Origin of the sequence: Pseudomonas fluorescens, assembly GCF_000730425.1 — a bacterium.
GTDB lineage: Bacteria > Pseudomonadota > Gammaproteobacteria > Pseudomonadales > Pseudomonadaceae > Aquipseudomonas > Aquipseudomonas fluorescens_X.
On the sequence record NZ_CP008896.1, the window covers coordinates 1,819,179 to 1,834,961 of the forward strand.

Annotated in this window: 12 protein-coding genes; 5 read left to right on the forward strand and 7 right to left on the reverse strand. The window is 60.4% G+C overall.

The features are described 5' to 3' along the window. Positions 1-251: 251 nt before the first annotated feature. From mfd to HZ99_RS07880, 3 genes are read left to right on the forward strand one after another with little or no spacing between them, the layout of a single operon-like run. Complete coding sequence (gene mfd / locus HZ99_RS07870; RefSeq protein ID WP_038442172.1) at positions 252-3,701, forward strand: transcription-repair coupling factor; 3,450 nt, start codon at positions 252-254, stop codon at positions 3,699-3,701. 10 nt (positions 3,702-3,711) lie between these two features. Further along, the gene (locus HZ99_RS07875) at positions 3,712-4,278 is read left to right on the forward strand and encodes a CsiV family protein (protein ID WP_038442174.1); all 567 of its coding nucleotides are present in this window, start codon (positions 3,712-3,714) and stop codon (positions 4,276-4,278) included. Between the two features lie 9 nt (positions 4,279-4,287). Beyond that, a complete protein-coding gene (locus HZ99_RS07880; protein ID WP_038442176.1) occupies positions 4,288-6,981 on the forward strand; it encodes a DEAD/DEAH box helicase in 2,694 nt (897 codons plus the stop codon). 88 nt (positions 6,982-7,069) lie between these two features. On the opposite strand, the gene nagZ is transcribed toward HZ99_RS07880, so the two are convergent. Both nagZ and HZ99_RS07890 read right to left on the reverse strand, forming a co-directional pair. Continuing rightward, on the reverse strand, positions 7,070-8,080 hold the full coding sequence (nagZ, locus tag HZ99_RS07885; RefSeq protein WP_038442178.1) for a beta-N-acetylhexosaminidase: 1,011 nt from the start codon (positions 8,078-8,080) through the stop codon (positions 7,070-7,072). A gap of 140 nt (positions 8,081-8,220) precedes the next feature. Further along, complete coding sequence (locus HZ99_RS07890) at positions 8,221-8,928, reverse strand: TetR/AcrR family transcriptional regulator (protein WP_038442180.1); 708 nt, start codon at positions 8,926-8,928, stop codon at positions 8,221-8,223. A gap of 263 nt (positions 8,929-9,191) precedes the next feature. Between HZ99_RS07890 and lexA the strand changes: the two genes are divergently transcribed. Together lexA and sulA are read left to right on the forward strand one after the other, a co-directional pair. Further along, positions 9,192-9,800 carry a transcriptional repressor LexA gene (lexA, locus tag HZ99_RS07895; RefSeq protein WP_029300096.1) on the forward strand — a complete coding sequence of 203 codons (609 nt, stop codon included), beginning with the start codon at positions 9,192-9,194 and terminating at the stop codon, positions 9,798-9,800. Positions 9,801-9,810: 10 nt separating this feature from the next. Further along, complete coding sequence (sulA, locus tag HZ99_RS07900) at positions 9,811-10,290, forward strand: SOS-induced cell division inhibitor SulA (protein WP_038442184.1); 480 nt, start codon at positions 9,811-9,813, stop codon at positions 10,288-10,290. Positions 10,291-10,440: 150 nt separating this feature from the next. Here sulA and HZ99_RS07905 read toward each other — a convergent pair whose 3' ends face one another. The 5 genes from HZ99_RS07905 to fadA form a co-directional block, all read right to left on the reverse strand. Then, on the reverse strand, positions 10,441-10,674 hold the full coding sequence (locus HZ99_RS07905) for a hypothetical protein (protein WP_026136850.1): 234 nt from the start codon (positions 10,672-10,674) through the stop codon (positions 10,441-10,443). 198 nt (positions 10,675-10,872) lie between these two features. Next, positions 10,873-11,394: a DUF6586 family protein gene (locus tag HZ99_RS07910; protein WP_038442186.1), complete on the reverse strand. Its 522-nt coding sequence runs from the start codon at positions 11,392-11,394 to the stop codon at positions 10,873-10,875. Positions 11,395-11,536: 142 nt separating this feature from the next. Beyond that, positions 11,537-14,158 (reverse strand): type I DNA topoisomerase, encoded by a 2,622-nt coding sequence (gene topA / locus HZ99_RS07915; RefSeq protein ID WP_038442188.1) that lies wholly within the window; start codon positions 14,156-14,158, stop codon positions 11,537-11,539. A gap of 114 nt (positions 14,159-14,272) precedes the next feature. Further along, a complete protein-coding gene (locus HZ99_RS07920) occupies positions 14,273-14,509 on the reverse strand; it encodes a DUF1653 domain-containing protein (RefSeq protein WP_038442190.1) in 237 nt (78 codons plus the stop codon). Between the two features lie 95 nt (positions 14,510-14,604). Next, the gene (gene fadA, locus HZ99_RS07925) at positions 14,605-15,780 is read right to left on the reverse strand and encodes an acetyl-CoA C-acyltransferase FadA (protein ID WP_005786153.1); all 1,176 of its coding nucleotides are present in this window, start codon (positions 15,778-15,780) and stop codon (positions 14,605-14,607) included. Positions 15,781-15,783: the final 3 nt, after the last annotated feature.

Here is a 15,783-nt window from a genome sequence, read left to right on the forward strand (position 1 = left end):
TTTCGCCGCGCTACAGCCCAGTAAATACGCGGCTTCCAGCGCACCCCTCGGAGAAAGCCTCAGGCGACTTATCCGTAACCCTCCGAAACATCCGTACATTTTGGCACTACATATCGAGTCAAAACCGCGCATTGTTTGTCTTAGCCACTACATTTCCTACAAACCGTAATAGGCACAGTCAGCAACTGACAGGCGGCACTCCGGGCCGTTACAATTACCGACTTTGTCGCAACGCTGGAGCTCAACCTTCCGTGCCCGTCCTGCGTCTACCGCTACTCCCTGCCGAGGCAGGTAAACAGCACTGGGGCAATCTGCCCGGTGCCGCCCTGAGCCTGGCCATTGCCGAGGCTGCCAGTGCAGCCAAGCGCTTTACCCTGCTGCTGACCGCCGACAGCCAAAGTGCTGAACGGCTGGAGCAGGAGCTGAGCTTCTTCGCCCCCGACTTGCCGGTGCTGCACTTCCCGGACTGGGAAACCCTGCCCTACGACTTGTTCTCGCCGCACCAGGACATCATCTCCCAGCGTATCGCCAGCCTGTACCGACTGCCGGAACTGGCCCATGGCGTGCTGGTGGTGCCGATCACCACAGCCCTGCACCGCCTGGCGCCGACCAAGTTCCTGCTGGGCAGCAGCCTGGTGCTGGATATCGGCCAGAAACTCGACGTGGAGCAAATGCGCACCCGCCTTGAGGCCAGCGGCTACCGCTGCGTCGATACGGTGTATGAGCATGGTGAGTTCGCGGTGCGTGGCGCGCTGATCGACTTGTTCCCGATGGGCAGCAAACTGCCCTACCGCATCGACCTGTTCGATGACGAAATCGAGACCCTGCGCACCTTCGACCCGGAAAGCCAGCGCTCCATCGACAAGGTGCAGTCGATCAAGCTGCTGCCGGCCAGGGAATTCCCCCTGCAAAAAGACGCGGTCACACGTTTCAAGGCGCGTTTTCGCGAACGCTTTGACGTGGACTTCCGCCGCTGCCCGATCTTCCAGGACTTGAGCAGCGGAATTACCCCCGCCGGTATCGAGTACTACCTGCCGCTGTTCTTCGATGAAACCTCGACCCTGTTCGATTACCTGCCCCAGGACACCCAGGTGTTCTCGTTGCCGGGCATCGAGCAGGCGGCGGAAAACTTCTGGAACGACGTGCGCAACCGTTATGAAGAGCGTCGCGTCGATCCATCCCGGCCTTTATTGCCGCCTGCCGAGCTGTTCCTGCCGGTAGAAGACTGCTTCGCCCGCCTCAAGAGCTGGCCGCGCGTGGTTGCCAGCCAACAGGATGTGGAAGCCGGCGCCGGTCGCGAGCGCTTCCCGGCCCAAGCCCTGCCGAACCTGGCCATCGAAGCCAAGGCCACCCAGCCACTGCAGGCGCTGTCCGATTTCCTCGGCGACTTCCCAGGCCGTGTGCTGTTCACCGCCGAGTCGGCCGGGCGCCGCGAAGTACTGCTGGAGTTGCTGGAGCGCCTGAAGCTGCGGCCAAAAACCGTCGACAGCTGGCCAGACTTCGTGGCCGGCAAGGATCGCCTGGCGATCACCATTGCACCGCTCAACGAAGGCCTGCAACTGGATGAGCCGGCCCTGGCGCTGATTGCCGAGAGCCCGCTGTTCGGCCAACGCGTCATGCAGCGCCGGCGCCGTGAAAAACGCGCCGACGCCAACAACGACGCGGTGATCAAGAACCTCACCGAACTGCGCGAAGGCGCGCCGGTGGTGCATATCGACCACGGTGTCGGACGCTACCTGGGCCTGCAGACCCTGGAGATCGACAACCAGGCCGCCGAATTCCTCACCATGGAATATGCCGAGGGCGCCAAACTCTACGTGCCGGTCGCCAACCTGCACCTGATCGCACGCTATACCGGCAGTGACGACGCCCTTGCGCCACTGCACCGCCTGGGCTCCGAGACCTGGCAGAAAGCCAAGCGCAAGGCCGCCGAACAAGTGCGCGATGTCGCGGCCGAACTGTTGGATATCTATGCCCGCCGTGCGGCCCGTGAAGGTTATGCGTTCGCCGACCCGAAGGCTGACTACGCCACGTTCAGCGCCGGCTTCGCCTTCGAGGAAACCCCGGACCAGCAAACCACTATCGATGCCGTGCGCGCCGATATGCTCGCGCCCAAACCCATGGACCGCCTGGTCTGCGGTGATGTGGGCTTCGGCAAGACCGAAGTGGCAATGCGCGCCGCGTTTATCGCGGTGCATGGCGGCCGTCAGGTGGCAATCCTGGTACCAACCACCCTGCTCGCCCAGCAACACTACAACAGCTTTCGCGACCGCTTCGCCGATTGGCCAGTGACCGTGGAGGTGATGAGCCGCTTCAAGTCCGCCAAGGAGGTCAATGCCGCCGTGGCCGACCTGGCCGAAGGCAAGATCGATATCGTCATCGGCACCCACAAGCTCTTGTCGGACGACGTGAAGATCAAGAACCTGGGCCTGGTGATCATCGATGAAGAGCACCGCTTTGGTGTGCGCCAGAAAGAGCAGCTCAAGGCCCTGCGCAGCGAGGTCGATATCCTGACCCTGACCGCCACGCCGATTCCGCGCACGCTGAACATGGCCGTGTCGGGCATGCGTGACCTGTCGATCATCGCCACGCCGCCGGCGCGGCGCTTGTCGGTGCGCACCTTCGTCATGGAGCAGAACAAAAGCACCATCAAGGAAGCCCTGCTGCGCGAATTACTGCGCGGCGGCCAGGTCTACTACCTGCACAACGATGTGAAAACCATCGAGAAATGTGCCGCCGACCTCGCCGAACTGGTGCCGGAAGCGCGGATCGGCATCGGTCACGGGCAGATGCGCGAGCGCGAACTCGAACAGGTGATGAGCGACTTCTACCACAAGCGCTTCAACGTGCTGATCGCCTCGACCATCATCGAGACCGGCATCGACGTGCCGAGCGCCAACACCATCATCATCGAGCGGGCCGACAAGTTCGGCCTGGCGCAGTTGCACCAATTGCGTGGCCGGGTCGGCCGCAGCCACCACCAGGCCTATGCCTACCTGCTGACACCTTCGCGCCAGCAAATCACCGGCGACGCCGAAAAACGCCTGGAAGCCATCGCCAACACCCAGGACCTGGGCGCCGGTTTTGTATTGGCCACCAACGACCTGGAAATCCGTGGCGCCGGCGAACTGCTGGGCGACGGGCAGAGCGGGCAGATCCAGGCCGTGGGCTTTACCCTCTATATGGAGATGCTGGAGCGGGCGGTGAAGGCCATCCGCAAAGGCGAGCAGCCCAACCTCGACCAGCCCCTGGGCGGCGGCCCGGAAATCAACCTGCGCTTGCCGGCGCTGATTCCCGAGGACTACCTGCCGGATGTGCATGCACGGCTGATCCTGTACAAGCGCATCGCCTCGGCCACTGACGAGGAAGGTCTCAAGGACCTGCAAGTGGAGATGATCGATCGCTTCGGCCTATTGCCGGAACCGACCAAGAACCTGGTGCGCCTGACCCTGCTCAAGTTGCAGGCCGAGCAACTGGGAATCAAGAAGGTCGACGCCGGGCCTCAAGGCGGGCGTATCGAATTCGCAGCGCAAACGCCGGTGGACCCGCTGGTGCTGATCAAGTTGATCCAGGGCCAGCCCAATCGCTACAAGTTCGAAGGCGCCACCCTGTTCAAGTTCATGGTGCCGATGGAACGTGCGGAAGAGCGCTTTAATACATTGGAGGCGCTGTTTGAGCGCCTCATCCCGAAACCTGCTTGAAGGACGCCCCATGCGCCTGCTTCGTATCCTGAGCCTGATGTTGGTGGTAGCCGCACCTTCGGCGTTTGCCGACAGCCTCTACCAGGTGGAAATGATCCTGATCCGCCAAAATGCTGAGCCGGTGATCAACAGCCGCGCTGCCCCGGAAAACTGGGATACCGGAGCGGCGCGCCTGGGCGACAAACTGAGCCCGCCGCGCCTCTCCAACATTGTCGATAAGCTGCGCGCCGACTCCACCTACACGGTACTGTTACATAAGGCATGGGAGCAGAACCTTGGCAAACAACCGGTCAAAGTCGCGATCACCGACGGCCAGGAGCAGTTCGGCCAATTTCCTATTGAGGGCGTTCTGAGCCTGCAACTGGGGCGTTTTACTGACATCGATGCGCATTTCTGGATCAACCAGTTCGACGCCAACGGCAGTGTGATCGCCAGTGAACACCTGAGCCAGACCGAGGTGCGCACCAAGAACAACCAACTCAACTACCTGGACGGCGGCCACCTGGCCCTGCTGATCAAGATCACCTCCCTCACCGCCAAGCCACCGAGCGCCCCGCCGCCCGGACTGGCGGACTGATCCAGCACCATGTCCCTGCCGTCCCCGCTGACCAAACCCCTGGCCCCCTCCTGGGCCAACCGCTTCAAGGAACAAAGCCTGGAGCGTGGCCGGCGCTACGCCCTGGAAAACCGCGTGCGAATTGTCGAGTCCGGCGACAGCACCATCATTGCCAGTTGCGAAGGTTCGGGCGGCAACGTTTACCGACAGACCATCTCCCTGCGCGAGTCGGCCAAGGGAACTTTGATCCTGGTGGACAGCCGCTGCACCTGCCCGGTGCACACCAATTGCAAACACATTGCCGCAGTGCTGCTGCAGGTCCAGGAAACCCTGGCCTTTCCGGCAGCGGTCAAGGATGCCGAACTGCTGGAAAAACTCCAGGCCGTGCTCGATAACCGCGTGGTGCTGCCGCAAGTGGTGCTCGAAGATGTGCAACCGATTCCCCGGCTTTGGCTGGCCAGCATCGAGTTCAGCGCCTTTGAACCACGCAACGGCAAAATGCAGCGTTACATCCAGCACCGGGCAGCACTGTCATTCAATTACCAGGGCAACTATGTCAGCGGCCAGAAAAACGCCGATATCATTGTGCGCCAGGAAACCCAGAGCCTGCGGATCAAGCGTCACCCCGAGGCCGAGCACAGGTTTCGCGAACAACTGCGCCTGCTTGGCTTCAAGATCGCCACGCGCCAGAGCAAGGCCCTGCCGGAAAGCGCCGGCGAATTGTTTGAGATGGTCAATGACAGCGCCTGGTTGAACTTCACCCTCAACGCCTCGCCCAGCCTGCGTACCGAAGGCTGGGAGTTGCAGATCGACGAGGATTTCGGCTTCGACCTGAGCCCCGTCGACGACTGGTACGCCAGCGTCGATGAAGGACCGGAGCGTGACTGGTTCGACCTGGAGCTGGGAATTATCGTCAATGGCGAGCGGCTCAGCCTGCTGCCGATCCTGCTGAACCTGATGCGCTCCCACACCGAAATCCTCAACCCGGAAAAGCTCGCACGCCGGCGCGACGACGAACTGATCCTGGTGAACATTCCCGGCCTGCCCAATGGCGGCCACGGCCCGCTGCAAGTGGCGCTGCCTTATGGCCGGCTCAAGCCGGTGCTGGCGACCCTCGGTGAGTTCTACCTGCAAGAGCCCGGCACCACGGCCTTGCGTCTGGCCAAGGCCGATGCCATTCGCCTCAATCCGCTGCAAGACCTGCCGCTGCAATGGGAAGGCGGCGAGCAGATCCGCAACTTTGCCCAGCGCCTGCGCGACATCAAGGACTTCACCTGTGCAGCGCCCGAAGGCCTGAACGCGACCTTGCGCCCCTATCAGCTCGAAGGCCTGAGCTGGATGCAGTCCTTGCGCCAATTGGAAGTGGGCGGGATTCTCGCGGACGACATGGGCCTGGGCAAAACCCTGCAGACCCTGGCGCATATTCTCAGCGAGAAGCTCGCGGGGCGCCTGGACCGGCCCTGCATGGTGATAATGCCTACCAGCCTGATCCCCAACTGGCTCGACGAAGCGGCGCACTTTACCCCACAGCTCAAGGTCCTGGCGCTGTACGGCGCCGCGCGCAAAAAACACTTCGCCCAGCTACAGGATTACGACCTGCTGCTGACCACCTACGCTTTGCTGCCCAAGGACATCGAGCAGTTGGCCGCGCAGCCCCTGCATGTGCTGATCCTCGACGAAGCCCAGTACATCAAGAATCCCACCAGCAAAGCCGCCCAGGCCGCCCGCGAGCTGAACGCACGCCAGCGCCTGTGCCTGAGCGGCACGCCCCTGGAAAACCACCTGGGCGAGCTGTGGTCACTGTTCCACTTCCTGCTGCCGGGCTGGCTGGGCGATGTGAAAAGCTTCAACCGCGATTACCGCGTGCCCATCGAAAAACGCGGCAGCGACGTGCGATTGCAGCACCTCAACGGTCGGATCAAACCCTTTCTCCTGCGCCGCACCAAGGAACAGGTGGCCACTGAGTTGCCCCCCAAAACCGAGATCATCCACTGGGTCGATCTCAATGAAGCCCAGCGCGATGTATATGAAACCATGCGCCTGGCCATGGACAAGAAGGTCCGCGACGAGATCACCCGCAAGGGCGTGGCCCGCAGCCAGATCATCATTCTTGAGGCGCTGCTCAAGCTGCGTCAGGTCTGCTGTGACCTGCGCCTGGTCAACGACGCCACCCCACCCGCACGCGGCAGCAGCTCCGGCAAGCTCGACAGCCTGATGGAGATGCTCGACGAACTGTTTGCCGAAGGGCGCAGGATCCTACTGTTCTCGCAGTTCACCTCGATGCTCAGCCTGATTGAGAACGAGCTGAAAAAACGCGGGGTCGCCTACGCCTTGCTGACCGGCCAGACCCGCGACCGCCGCACGCCGGTGAGGGATTTCCAGAGCGGCAAGCTGCAGATCTTCCTGATCAGCCTCAAGGCCGGCGGTGTCGGGCTTAACCTGACCGAAGCCGATACCGTGATCCACTATGACCCCTGGTGGAACCCGGCCACGGAAAACCAGGCGACTGACCGTGCGTATCGCATCGGCCAGGAGAAGCCGGTATTCGTCTACAAGATGATTGCGCGGGGCACTGTGGAAGAGAAGATCCAGGCGTTGCAGCAGGAGAAGTCAGACCTGGCGGCGGGCGTCCTGGATGGCCGGACGACCGGCGACTGGAAGTTGGGCAACGAGGATATCGAGGCGCTGTTTGCGCCGTTGCCCAATAAGCAAGATAAGCGCTGACTGTTCTATTGCTATCGCAGGCAAGCCACACATTTTGATCGGTGAATAATGTGGGAGCTGGCTTGCCTGCGATGGGCGCACCTCAATCTCATTCGATCAACTGAGCATTCCGAAGCGCACCGAGCGCCGCCAACCAACGCGGATCCTGCTTATAGTCAGTCGACGCAACTGCCTGCCCACGCATACGGGCAATGCGCACCGACGGCGTGGCCTTCATGCGCTGGGCTGCACTCAAGGCCAACTCGGCAGCCGCACGATCATTGCACACCAGACCCATGTCGCAACCTGCGCTCAGAGCCGCCTCGATACGGCTCGCCGCATCTCCCACCACATGGGCACCGGCCATGGAGAGGTCATCACTGAAAATCACTCCGTCGAACTGCAGCTCGCCGCGCAGGATGTCCTGCAACCAGCGGCGCGAGAAGCCGGCCGGCTGATTATCGACCTGCGGGTAAATGACATGGGCCGGCATGACGGCGGCCAGTTGCTTGCTCAGGCGCGCGAACGGCACCAGGTCATGGGTGCGAAGCTGTTCCAGGCTGCGCTCATCAACGGGAATGGCGACGTGGGAATCCGCCTCGGCCCAACCATGGCCCGGGAAGTGCTTACCGGTGGCGGCCATGCCGGCGCTGTTCATGCCCCGGATAAAAGCACCCGCCAGCTGCGCGGCACGCTCGGGATTACCTTCGAAGGAACGCGTGCCTACAACGGCGCTGCGCTGATAGTCGAGGTCCAGCACGGGGGCGAAGCTCAGGTCCAGGCCAACAGCCAGCACTTCAGTGGCCATGACCCAGCCACACTGCTCGGCCAGGTATTCGGCATTCGGATTGTCCGCCAGCGCCCGCATGGCAGGCAGGCGCACAAAACCCTGGCGCAGACGCTGGACCCGGCCACCTTCCTGATCGACCGCCAACAGCAGGTCCGGACGGATTGCGCGAATAGCCGCACTCAACTCCCGCACCTGGCGTGGATGCTCGATATTGCGCGCAAAAATGATCAGCCCGCCCACCTCAGGCTGGCGCAACAAGTGGCGATCTTCAGCCGTCAGCCAGGTGCCGGCGACGTCTACCATCAAAGAGCCTTGCAGGGCAGCAGTCATAAATTTTCCTTGAATGACGCGCGCACCCTACCGCTTCGCCAGGTCAAGCCTGGCAAGGCGATAGGGTACGGGTAACTATTTGAAATCGGCATGGGCGGCTAGCTTAGCGGATGCAAGCGGTTGCGCCCAGACGCCAGTGGTTAAACCTTGGCCGCAACAGGGATGGACTTGCTGCGCGGGCGCAACTGGGCGGCCGCCATGGCAGGGTCGGTGACGCCGCTTTCAGCACGCATGCCGGCGGCCAGGAACGGCACCATCAGGCGCATGACCTGCTCAATGGAGGTGTTGACCCCGAAATCCGTCTCGGCGATCGCGCGCAAGGCTTTGATCCCGGACATGCTGAACGCAGCAGCACCGAGCATGAAGTGCACGCGCCAGAACAATTCGATAGGAGGAATACGCGGAGCGGCCTCGTTCACCAACAGCATGTAGCGACGGAACACCTTGCCGTACATGTCTTCGAGATAGCGTCGCAAGTGGCCCTGGCTCTGACTGAAGGCCAGGCCCAGCAGGCGCATGAAAATCGACAGGTCGTTACCGCTGCGTGGCTGCACCACCAGGGCTTGCTCGACGAGGATTTCCAACAGATCTTCCAGGCTTGGCTTATTGTCGGGCTTAGCCTGGCGCCGCTCCAGCTCCCGGTCGAGGCTGACGCAGAACGGCCCCAGGAAGCGTGAGAAAACCGCCTGGATCAGGGCTTTTTTCGACCCGAAATGATAGTTCACTGCCGCCAGGTTGACCCCGGCCTTGCTGGTGATCAGCCGCAATGAAGTTTCAGCAAATCCTTTTTCCGCGAACAACTGCTCGGCAGCATCGAGAATGCGTTCAACGGTTTCCGACTGGGCCATGGCTACTCCGCCTGACAAACACTTGTTTGAAACATACGTTTCACCTTGTGCAATGTCAAGCCTGCAGGTCCGTTTTCCGGCCGGGTAGTCACCCGATTCGTACCTATTTAATCACATCTTCAACGGCCTGTAGGCAGCACTATCCCCGGCCTTTGCCAGGAACGACGGATGACCGTCCGGCGGAGTCGGCAAAAACGGTGATTGCCAAGTGCAGTTCACTGTATATAATCCCAGTCACTGTATAAAAAGACAGAGCGATCAACATGCTAAAACTGACGCCACGCCAAGCTGAGATTCTCGCCTTTATCAAGCGCTGCCTCGACGATAATGGCTATCCGCCAACCCGGGCAGAAATTGCCCTGGAGTTGGGGTTCAAATCCCCCAATGCTGCCGAAGAACACCTGAAGGCCCTTGCCCGCAAGGGCGCGATCGAAATGACCCCGGGGGCATCCCGTGGCATTCGCATCCCAGGCTTCGAAGCCAAGGCTGACGAATCGACGCTGCCGATCATCGGCCGGGTCGCCGCCGGCGCGCCGATTCTTGCACAACAGCACGTCGAAGAGTCCTGCAATATCAACCCAACCTTCTTCCATCCTCGAGCCGACTACCTGCTGCGGGTCCATGGCATGAGCATGAAGGATGTGGGCATCTTCGACGGCGACCTGCTGGCCGTCCACACCACCCGCGAAGCACGCAACGGCCAGATCGTCGTGGCCCGCATTGGCGACGAAGTGACGGTCAAGCGCTTCAAGCGCGAAGGCAGCAAAGTCTGGCTCTTGGCAGAAAACCCCGAGTTTTCGCCGATTGAAGTCAACCTGAAGGATCAGGACCTGGTGATCGAAGGCTTGAGTGTCGGCGTTATTCGCCGCTAACGGAGGCATCATGCAGTTCCCATATGCGCAACAACATACACAACTGCCACTGTTTGAGGCCTTTTTGGCCCAGCCACTTGCACCTATCCTCAGCGACGCGGTGGAGTCCCCATGGACCGCCCCTGCCGAACCGGAGGTCTTCAGTGAATTGTCGTTGCGCGGCGCTGCCGGGAACTGCCTGAGCTTGCTAGCACCGATCCTGCGTGAACTGAGCGAGGAACAGGACGCCCGCTGGCTGACCCTGATCGCCCCACCCTCCAGCCTGACCCAGGTCTGGCTGCGGGATGCAGGCCTGAACCGCGAGCGTATCCTGCTGCTGCAACCACGCGGCACCCAAAGCGCCCAGCAACTGACCTGCGAAGCGTTGCGCCTTGGGCGTAGCCACACCGTCGTCAGCTGGCTGAACCCGCTGAACGCTTCGGCCAAGCAGCAGTTGATCAACGCCGCGCGCGCAGGCGATGCACAAAGCTTGAATATTCGTTTGGGATAAGCCCGAGACTGACGTGCAACGCGTTATCGGGAGTGGCACAGATCGTCCGATTGCAGCCTGACACCAGGTCAGTGCCTGCGACGGACGCAAGGCTTCTACAGAATTGAGAAGCCGATTGAGCATTTGAATCTTAAAAAACGACAAACGGACTCAGTGAAGAACCCGTGGACCGTCGTCTTTTTCTGGCTCGCCTTCAGCCAAGCGACCCGCCATCTGCACACCCACGCTCAACATGGCTTTTGCCACTTCCACATGCTGGCCTTGCAGGAACGCCTTGGCGTCCTCGGAAAAGTCCAAAGTCACCAGAGAACCCTCGTCCTCAGCCCTGCGCAGCTCAATTCGGCCGTCGGGCAATTCAACAATTTCCAGAAAGGACGTTGGCATAAAAATCTGTTCTCCACGAAAGGCCGACATTATATCAGTCATCAACGCGGCCTAGCTCAGGATCTGAACAGCTTTCTTTGCGGCTTGATGAATGGTCTGCAGGATCTGGCTTGCCAGCGATAGCGGTCTACCGGCCAACTTTGCATTGCTTGATCAATTGTTATCGCCGGCAAGCCGGCTCCTACATTGCCCTGCCACTCAGCACTCGTTCAAGCCATCCCGAAAACGGATCGCCAGCTTCTTCAGCTCCTGACGCCAGCTCTCCAGCTCAACCCGGCTCAGTGGCTCCGGCCCTTCTTCTTCCAGGCTGACCGCAACGATCAGAGGCTGGGTCACATCCCCCTTGGGCTTGTGCGGCACACGCGGCGGCTGGAACATGGCCGAATGGGCAGCCAGCAGGCGGGCCAGCCAACTGGCGGGGCTACGGGCCATTTCCACCAGTTCAGCCAACTCAGGGATGGCCAAAGACTCCAACACCTCACGGGTCAGGATGTCCTCGGCCCGAGGTGCATTCGCCTGGGGCAAGCGATAGAAACCGGCAATTTCATGACACAACCCCAGCAAAGCCCCATATAGATGGAACAAGGCCGACTCTCGCCCCGCCTGGACCAGCGCGATAGCGTTCATCTCCTTCCCCTCCTCGGCACGACCAAGGGCTTCCAGAGACAAACCCGCGAAGTAAATTTTCTGGTTGGTACGGGTATAGAGTTCGTTGGCCATGACGGCAGTCTCCACAACGACATAAACGTGATGCTGACTTTGTTGGAGCGAGTTTACACGCGAAAAACCTGAGGGCACCGTTGGGTGTCAGGCTTTTCGCATCATCGTTATCGACCTTCGCAAGCAAGCTCGCGCCTACAGATCAAGCGCCCTGGCGCTTATCCTCGACCTTCCACTTGCCACCGTCATAGAAGGCCTTCCAGCCCGTAGGCTTGCCGTCCACTTCGGTTTGCACGTACTGCTCCTTGGTCTTGCGGCTGTAACGGATCACGGCCGGGCGACCGTCGGGATCCTTCTTCGGCGCTTCGCACAGGAAGTGGTACTTCGGATCGATTTCGTCCTTGTGTGGCACGATCTCCATCACCAGTGGCGCACGGGTCTCGCGGTTTTTCGGGAACTGGCTGGCAGCCAGGAACAGGCCCGAAGCACCATCACGCAGGATATAGGTGTCGTTGACCTTCTCGCACTTGAGCTCGGGCATCTTCACCGGGTCCATCTTCGGCGGTGCCGCATCACCGCTTTTCAGCAGTTTGCGGGTGTTTTTGCAGGTCGGGTTGGTACAACCGAAGAACTTACCGAAACGGCCGGTCTTGAGTTGCATCTCGCTGCCGCACTTGTCGCATTCCAGGCTCGGACCCTCATAGCCCTTGATGCGGTAGGTACCTTCTTCGATCTCGTAGCCATTGCAATCAGGGTTGTTACCGCAGATATGCAGCTTGTGCTTCTCGTCCAGCAGGTAGGCATCCATGGCCGTGCTGCAGATCGGGCAACGGTGTTTGCCACGCAGCACCAGCGACTCAGACTCACCCTCGTCGTCGGCAGCGATTTCATCGCCCGGCACCAGGTTGACGGTGGCCTTGCAGCGCTCTTTGGGCGGCAGACTATAGCCCGAGCACCCCAGGAACACACCGGTGGACGCGGTGCGGATCTGCATCGGCCGACCACAGGTGGTGCACGGAATATCCGTCATCACCGGCTGGTTGGCGCGCATGCCGTTTTCCGGGCTCTCGGCTACTTCGAGTTTTTTCTTGAAATCGCCATAGAACTCGTCGAGCACGTTCTTCCAGTCGCGCTCGCCCTGGGCCACGTCATCGAGGTTCTCTTCCATGCCGGCGGTAAAGCCATAGTCCATCAGGTTGGAGAAGCTCTCGGACAGACGCTCGGTAACGATATCGCCCATCTTTTCCGAATAGAAACGACGGTTATGCAGCGCTACGTAGCCTCGGTCCTGGATAGTGGAAATGATCGCCGCGTAGGTCGAAGGGCGACCAATGCCACGCTTTTCCATCTCCTTGACCAGGCTGGCTTCCGAATAACGCGCAGGCGGCTTTGTGAAATGCTGGGACGGATCAAGCTTGATCAGCTTCATCACATCGCCCTGGGCCATGTCCGGCAGCACGTCATCGTCGCCAGGCTTGGCAATTTGCGGCATCACGCGGGTGTAGCCGTCAAACTTGAGGATACGCCCCTTGGCACGCAGCTCGAAGTCCCCGGCACCCACGGTGACGGTGGTGGACAAATATTGCGCCGGCAACATCTGGCAAGCCAGGAACTGGCGCCAGATCAGCTCGTAGAGGCGCTCAGCGTCGCGCTCCATGCCGCTCAGCTTGCTTGGCTCGGTATTGGCATCGGAGGGACGAATCGCTTCGTGAGCCTCTTGTGCGCCTTCCTTGCTGCTGTAGACGTTTGGCTTCTCCGGCAGGTACTTCTTGCCGAACTCGCTTTCAATATAGGTGCGTGCCATCGCTACCGCATCTTGCGACAGGTTGGTGGAGTCGGTACGCATATAGGTGATGTAGCCCGCTTCGTACAGTCGCTGGGCCATCATCATCGTCTTCTTCACCCCAAAGCCCAGGCGGTTGCTCGCGGCCTGTTGCAGGGTGGAGGTGATGAATGGCGCGGACGGCTTGCTGCTGGTGGGCTTGTCTTCGCGCTTGACGATGCTGTAGCTGGAAGCCTTGAGCTTCTCCAGCGCGGCCATGGCCTGGGTTTCGTTGAGCGGCTTGAAGGCCTCGCCTTTCTCGCGGGCCACGTCAAAGCGCACCGTAGCGCCTTTGGCGGTGCCAAGGTCAGCATGGACTTCCCAGTATTCTTCAGGGATGAACGCACGGATCTCGCGCTCACGCTCCACCACCAGCTTTACCGCAACCGACTGCACACGGCCAGCGGACAGGCCACGGGCGATCTTCGACCACAGCAGCGGCGAGACCATGTAACCAACGACGCGGTCAAGGAAGCGGCGAGCCTGCTGGGCATTGACGCGGTCAATGTCCAGTTCGCCCGGCTTGGAGAAGGCTTCCTGGATCGCCTTCTTGGTGATTTCGTTGAACACCACGCGTTTATAGCGGCTGTCATCCCCACCAATGGCTTCGCGCAGGTGCCAGGCAATGGCTTCCCCTTCGCGGTCCAAGTCCGTTGCGAGATAGATGGTGTCAGCATCCTTGGCGAGCCGGCGCAGCTCCTCGATGACCTTTTCCTTGCCCGGAAGGATTTCATACTTGGCCTTCCAGCCATGATCCGGGTCCACACCCATGCGAGCGACCAATTGCTTGCGCGCTTTCTCCTTGGGCGAGAGCACCGGACCTTCGCCCGCAGCCGCCTTGCCGCGCTTGGCAGCAGGCTCCTTGCTGGCGCTAGCCGAACCGCTGGTGGGCAGGTCTCGGATATGGCCGATACTCGACTTCACCACGTACTCGTTGCCCAAGTACTTGTTGATGGTCTTGGCCTTAGCCGGGGATTCCACAATGACCAGCGATTTGCCCATGGATCGGAAAATTCCTGAATTCGAGAAGAGAAAGGCGGTTGGCGCCTGACGCGGCAACGCTATATATAGTGGCAACACAGTGAGGTCAAGCGCAGCATTGTGCGCAACCGTCCGTTATTGCCCTGAAAAAAGACTGGGTTCGACCTGCACCAAAGCAAAGCGCGGGACCTGCTCGCCGTCAACTTCGACAGTCTCCAGAAACATGCTCAAGGGGCGCACCCAAAAGCCGTAATCGCCATACAGCGCTTGGTAGAACACCACTTCTTCCCCAGTCTCGGAGTGCCGCGCGACATTAAAAACACGGTACTTGGGACCTTTATAATGCTGGTAGAGCCCTGGTTCGACTTTCATGCTCTGGCCCTCTTACAAAATTTATTAAAAAAAAAATAAAAATTCCAAAAAACAAAACCGGGGCACTGGGCCCCGGCTTTCCGTCAACCCAACGCTTAGACGCGTTCGAAGACGGTGGAAATGCCTTGGCCGAGACCAATGCACATGGTTGCAACCCCAAGGTTGCCGCCATTTTGCTTCATCACGTTAAGCAAGGTGCCGGAGATACGTGCACCGGAGCAACCGAACGGGTGACCCAGGGCAATCGCACCGCCGTGCAGGTTAACCTTCTCGTTCATCTTGTCGAGTACTTTCAAATCTTTCAGCACTGGCAGGGCCTGTGCGGCGAAAGCTTCGTTGAGCTCGAAGAAGTCGATGTCAGAGATGGAAAGGCCTGCGCGCTTCAAGGCTTTTTGTGTGGCCGGTACTGGACCATAGCCCATGATCGCCGGATCCACACCCGCTACGGCCATCGAACGGATCACCGCCAGAGGCTGGATCCCCAGGTCCTGGGCACGCTGGGCCGACATCACGATCATGCACGAAGCACCATCGGTGATCTGCGACGAAGTACCAGCAGTCACGGTACCGCCCTTTGGATTGAATGCCGGCTTCAAGGCCGCCAGGCTTTCCAGGGTGGTGTCCGGACGAATGGTTTCATCGTAGTCGAACAGTTTCAGGAAACCGTTCTCGTCATAGCCGTTCATCGGGATGATTTCATCCTTGAACTTGCCTTCCACGGTAGCCTTGTGGGCCAACTGGTGGGAGCGCAAGCCGAAGGCATCCTGGGCTTCACGGGTAATGCCATGCATCTTGCCGAGCATTTCCGCGGTCAGGCCCATCATGCCCGAGGCTTTCGCCGCGTACAGCGACATGTGCGGGTTAGGATCGACGCCGTGCATCATGCTGACGTGGCCCATGTGCTCCACACCACCAACCACGAACACATCACCGTTGCCGGTCATGATTGCCTGGGCGGCAGTGTGCAATGCGCTCATGGACGAGCCACACAGCCGGCTGACGGTCTGGCCGGCAGCGGTGTGCGGGATCTGCGTCATCAAGGAGGCCATGCGCGCGATGTTCCAGCCCTGCTCCAGGGTCTGGTTGACGCAGCCCCAGATCACATCCTCGACTTCGTTCGGGTCGACCTTGACGTTGCGCTCCAGCAGCTTGCTGATCAGGTGCGCCGACATGTCTTCAGCGCGGGTGTTGCGGTGCATGCCGCCCTTGGAGCGGCCCATTGGTGTGCGACCGAAGTCGACAATCACCACGTCTCTTGGATTCAAGCTCATAAA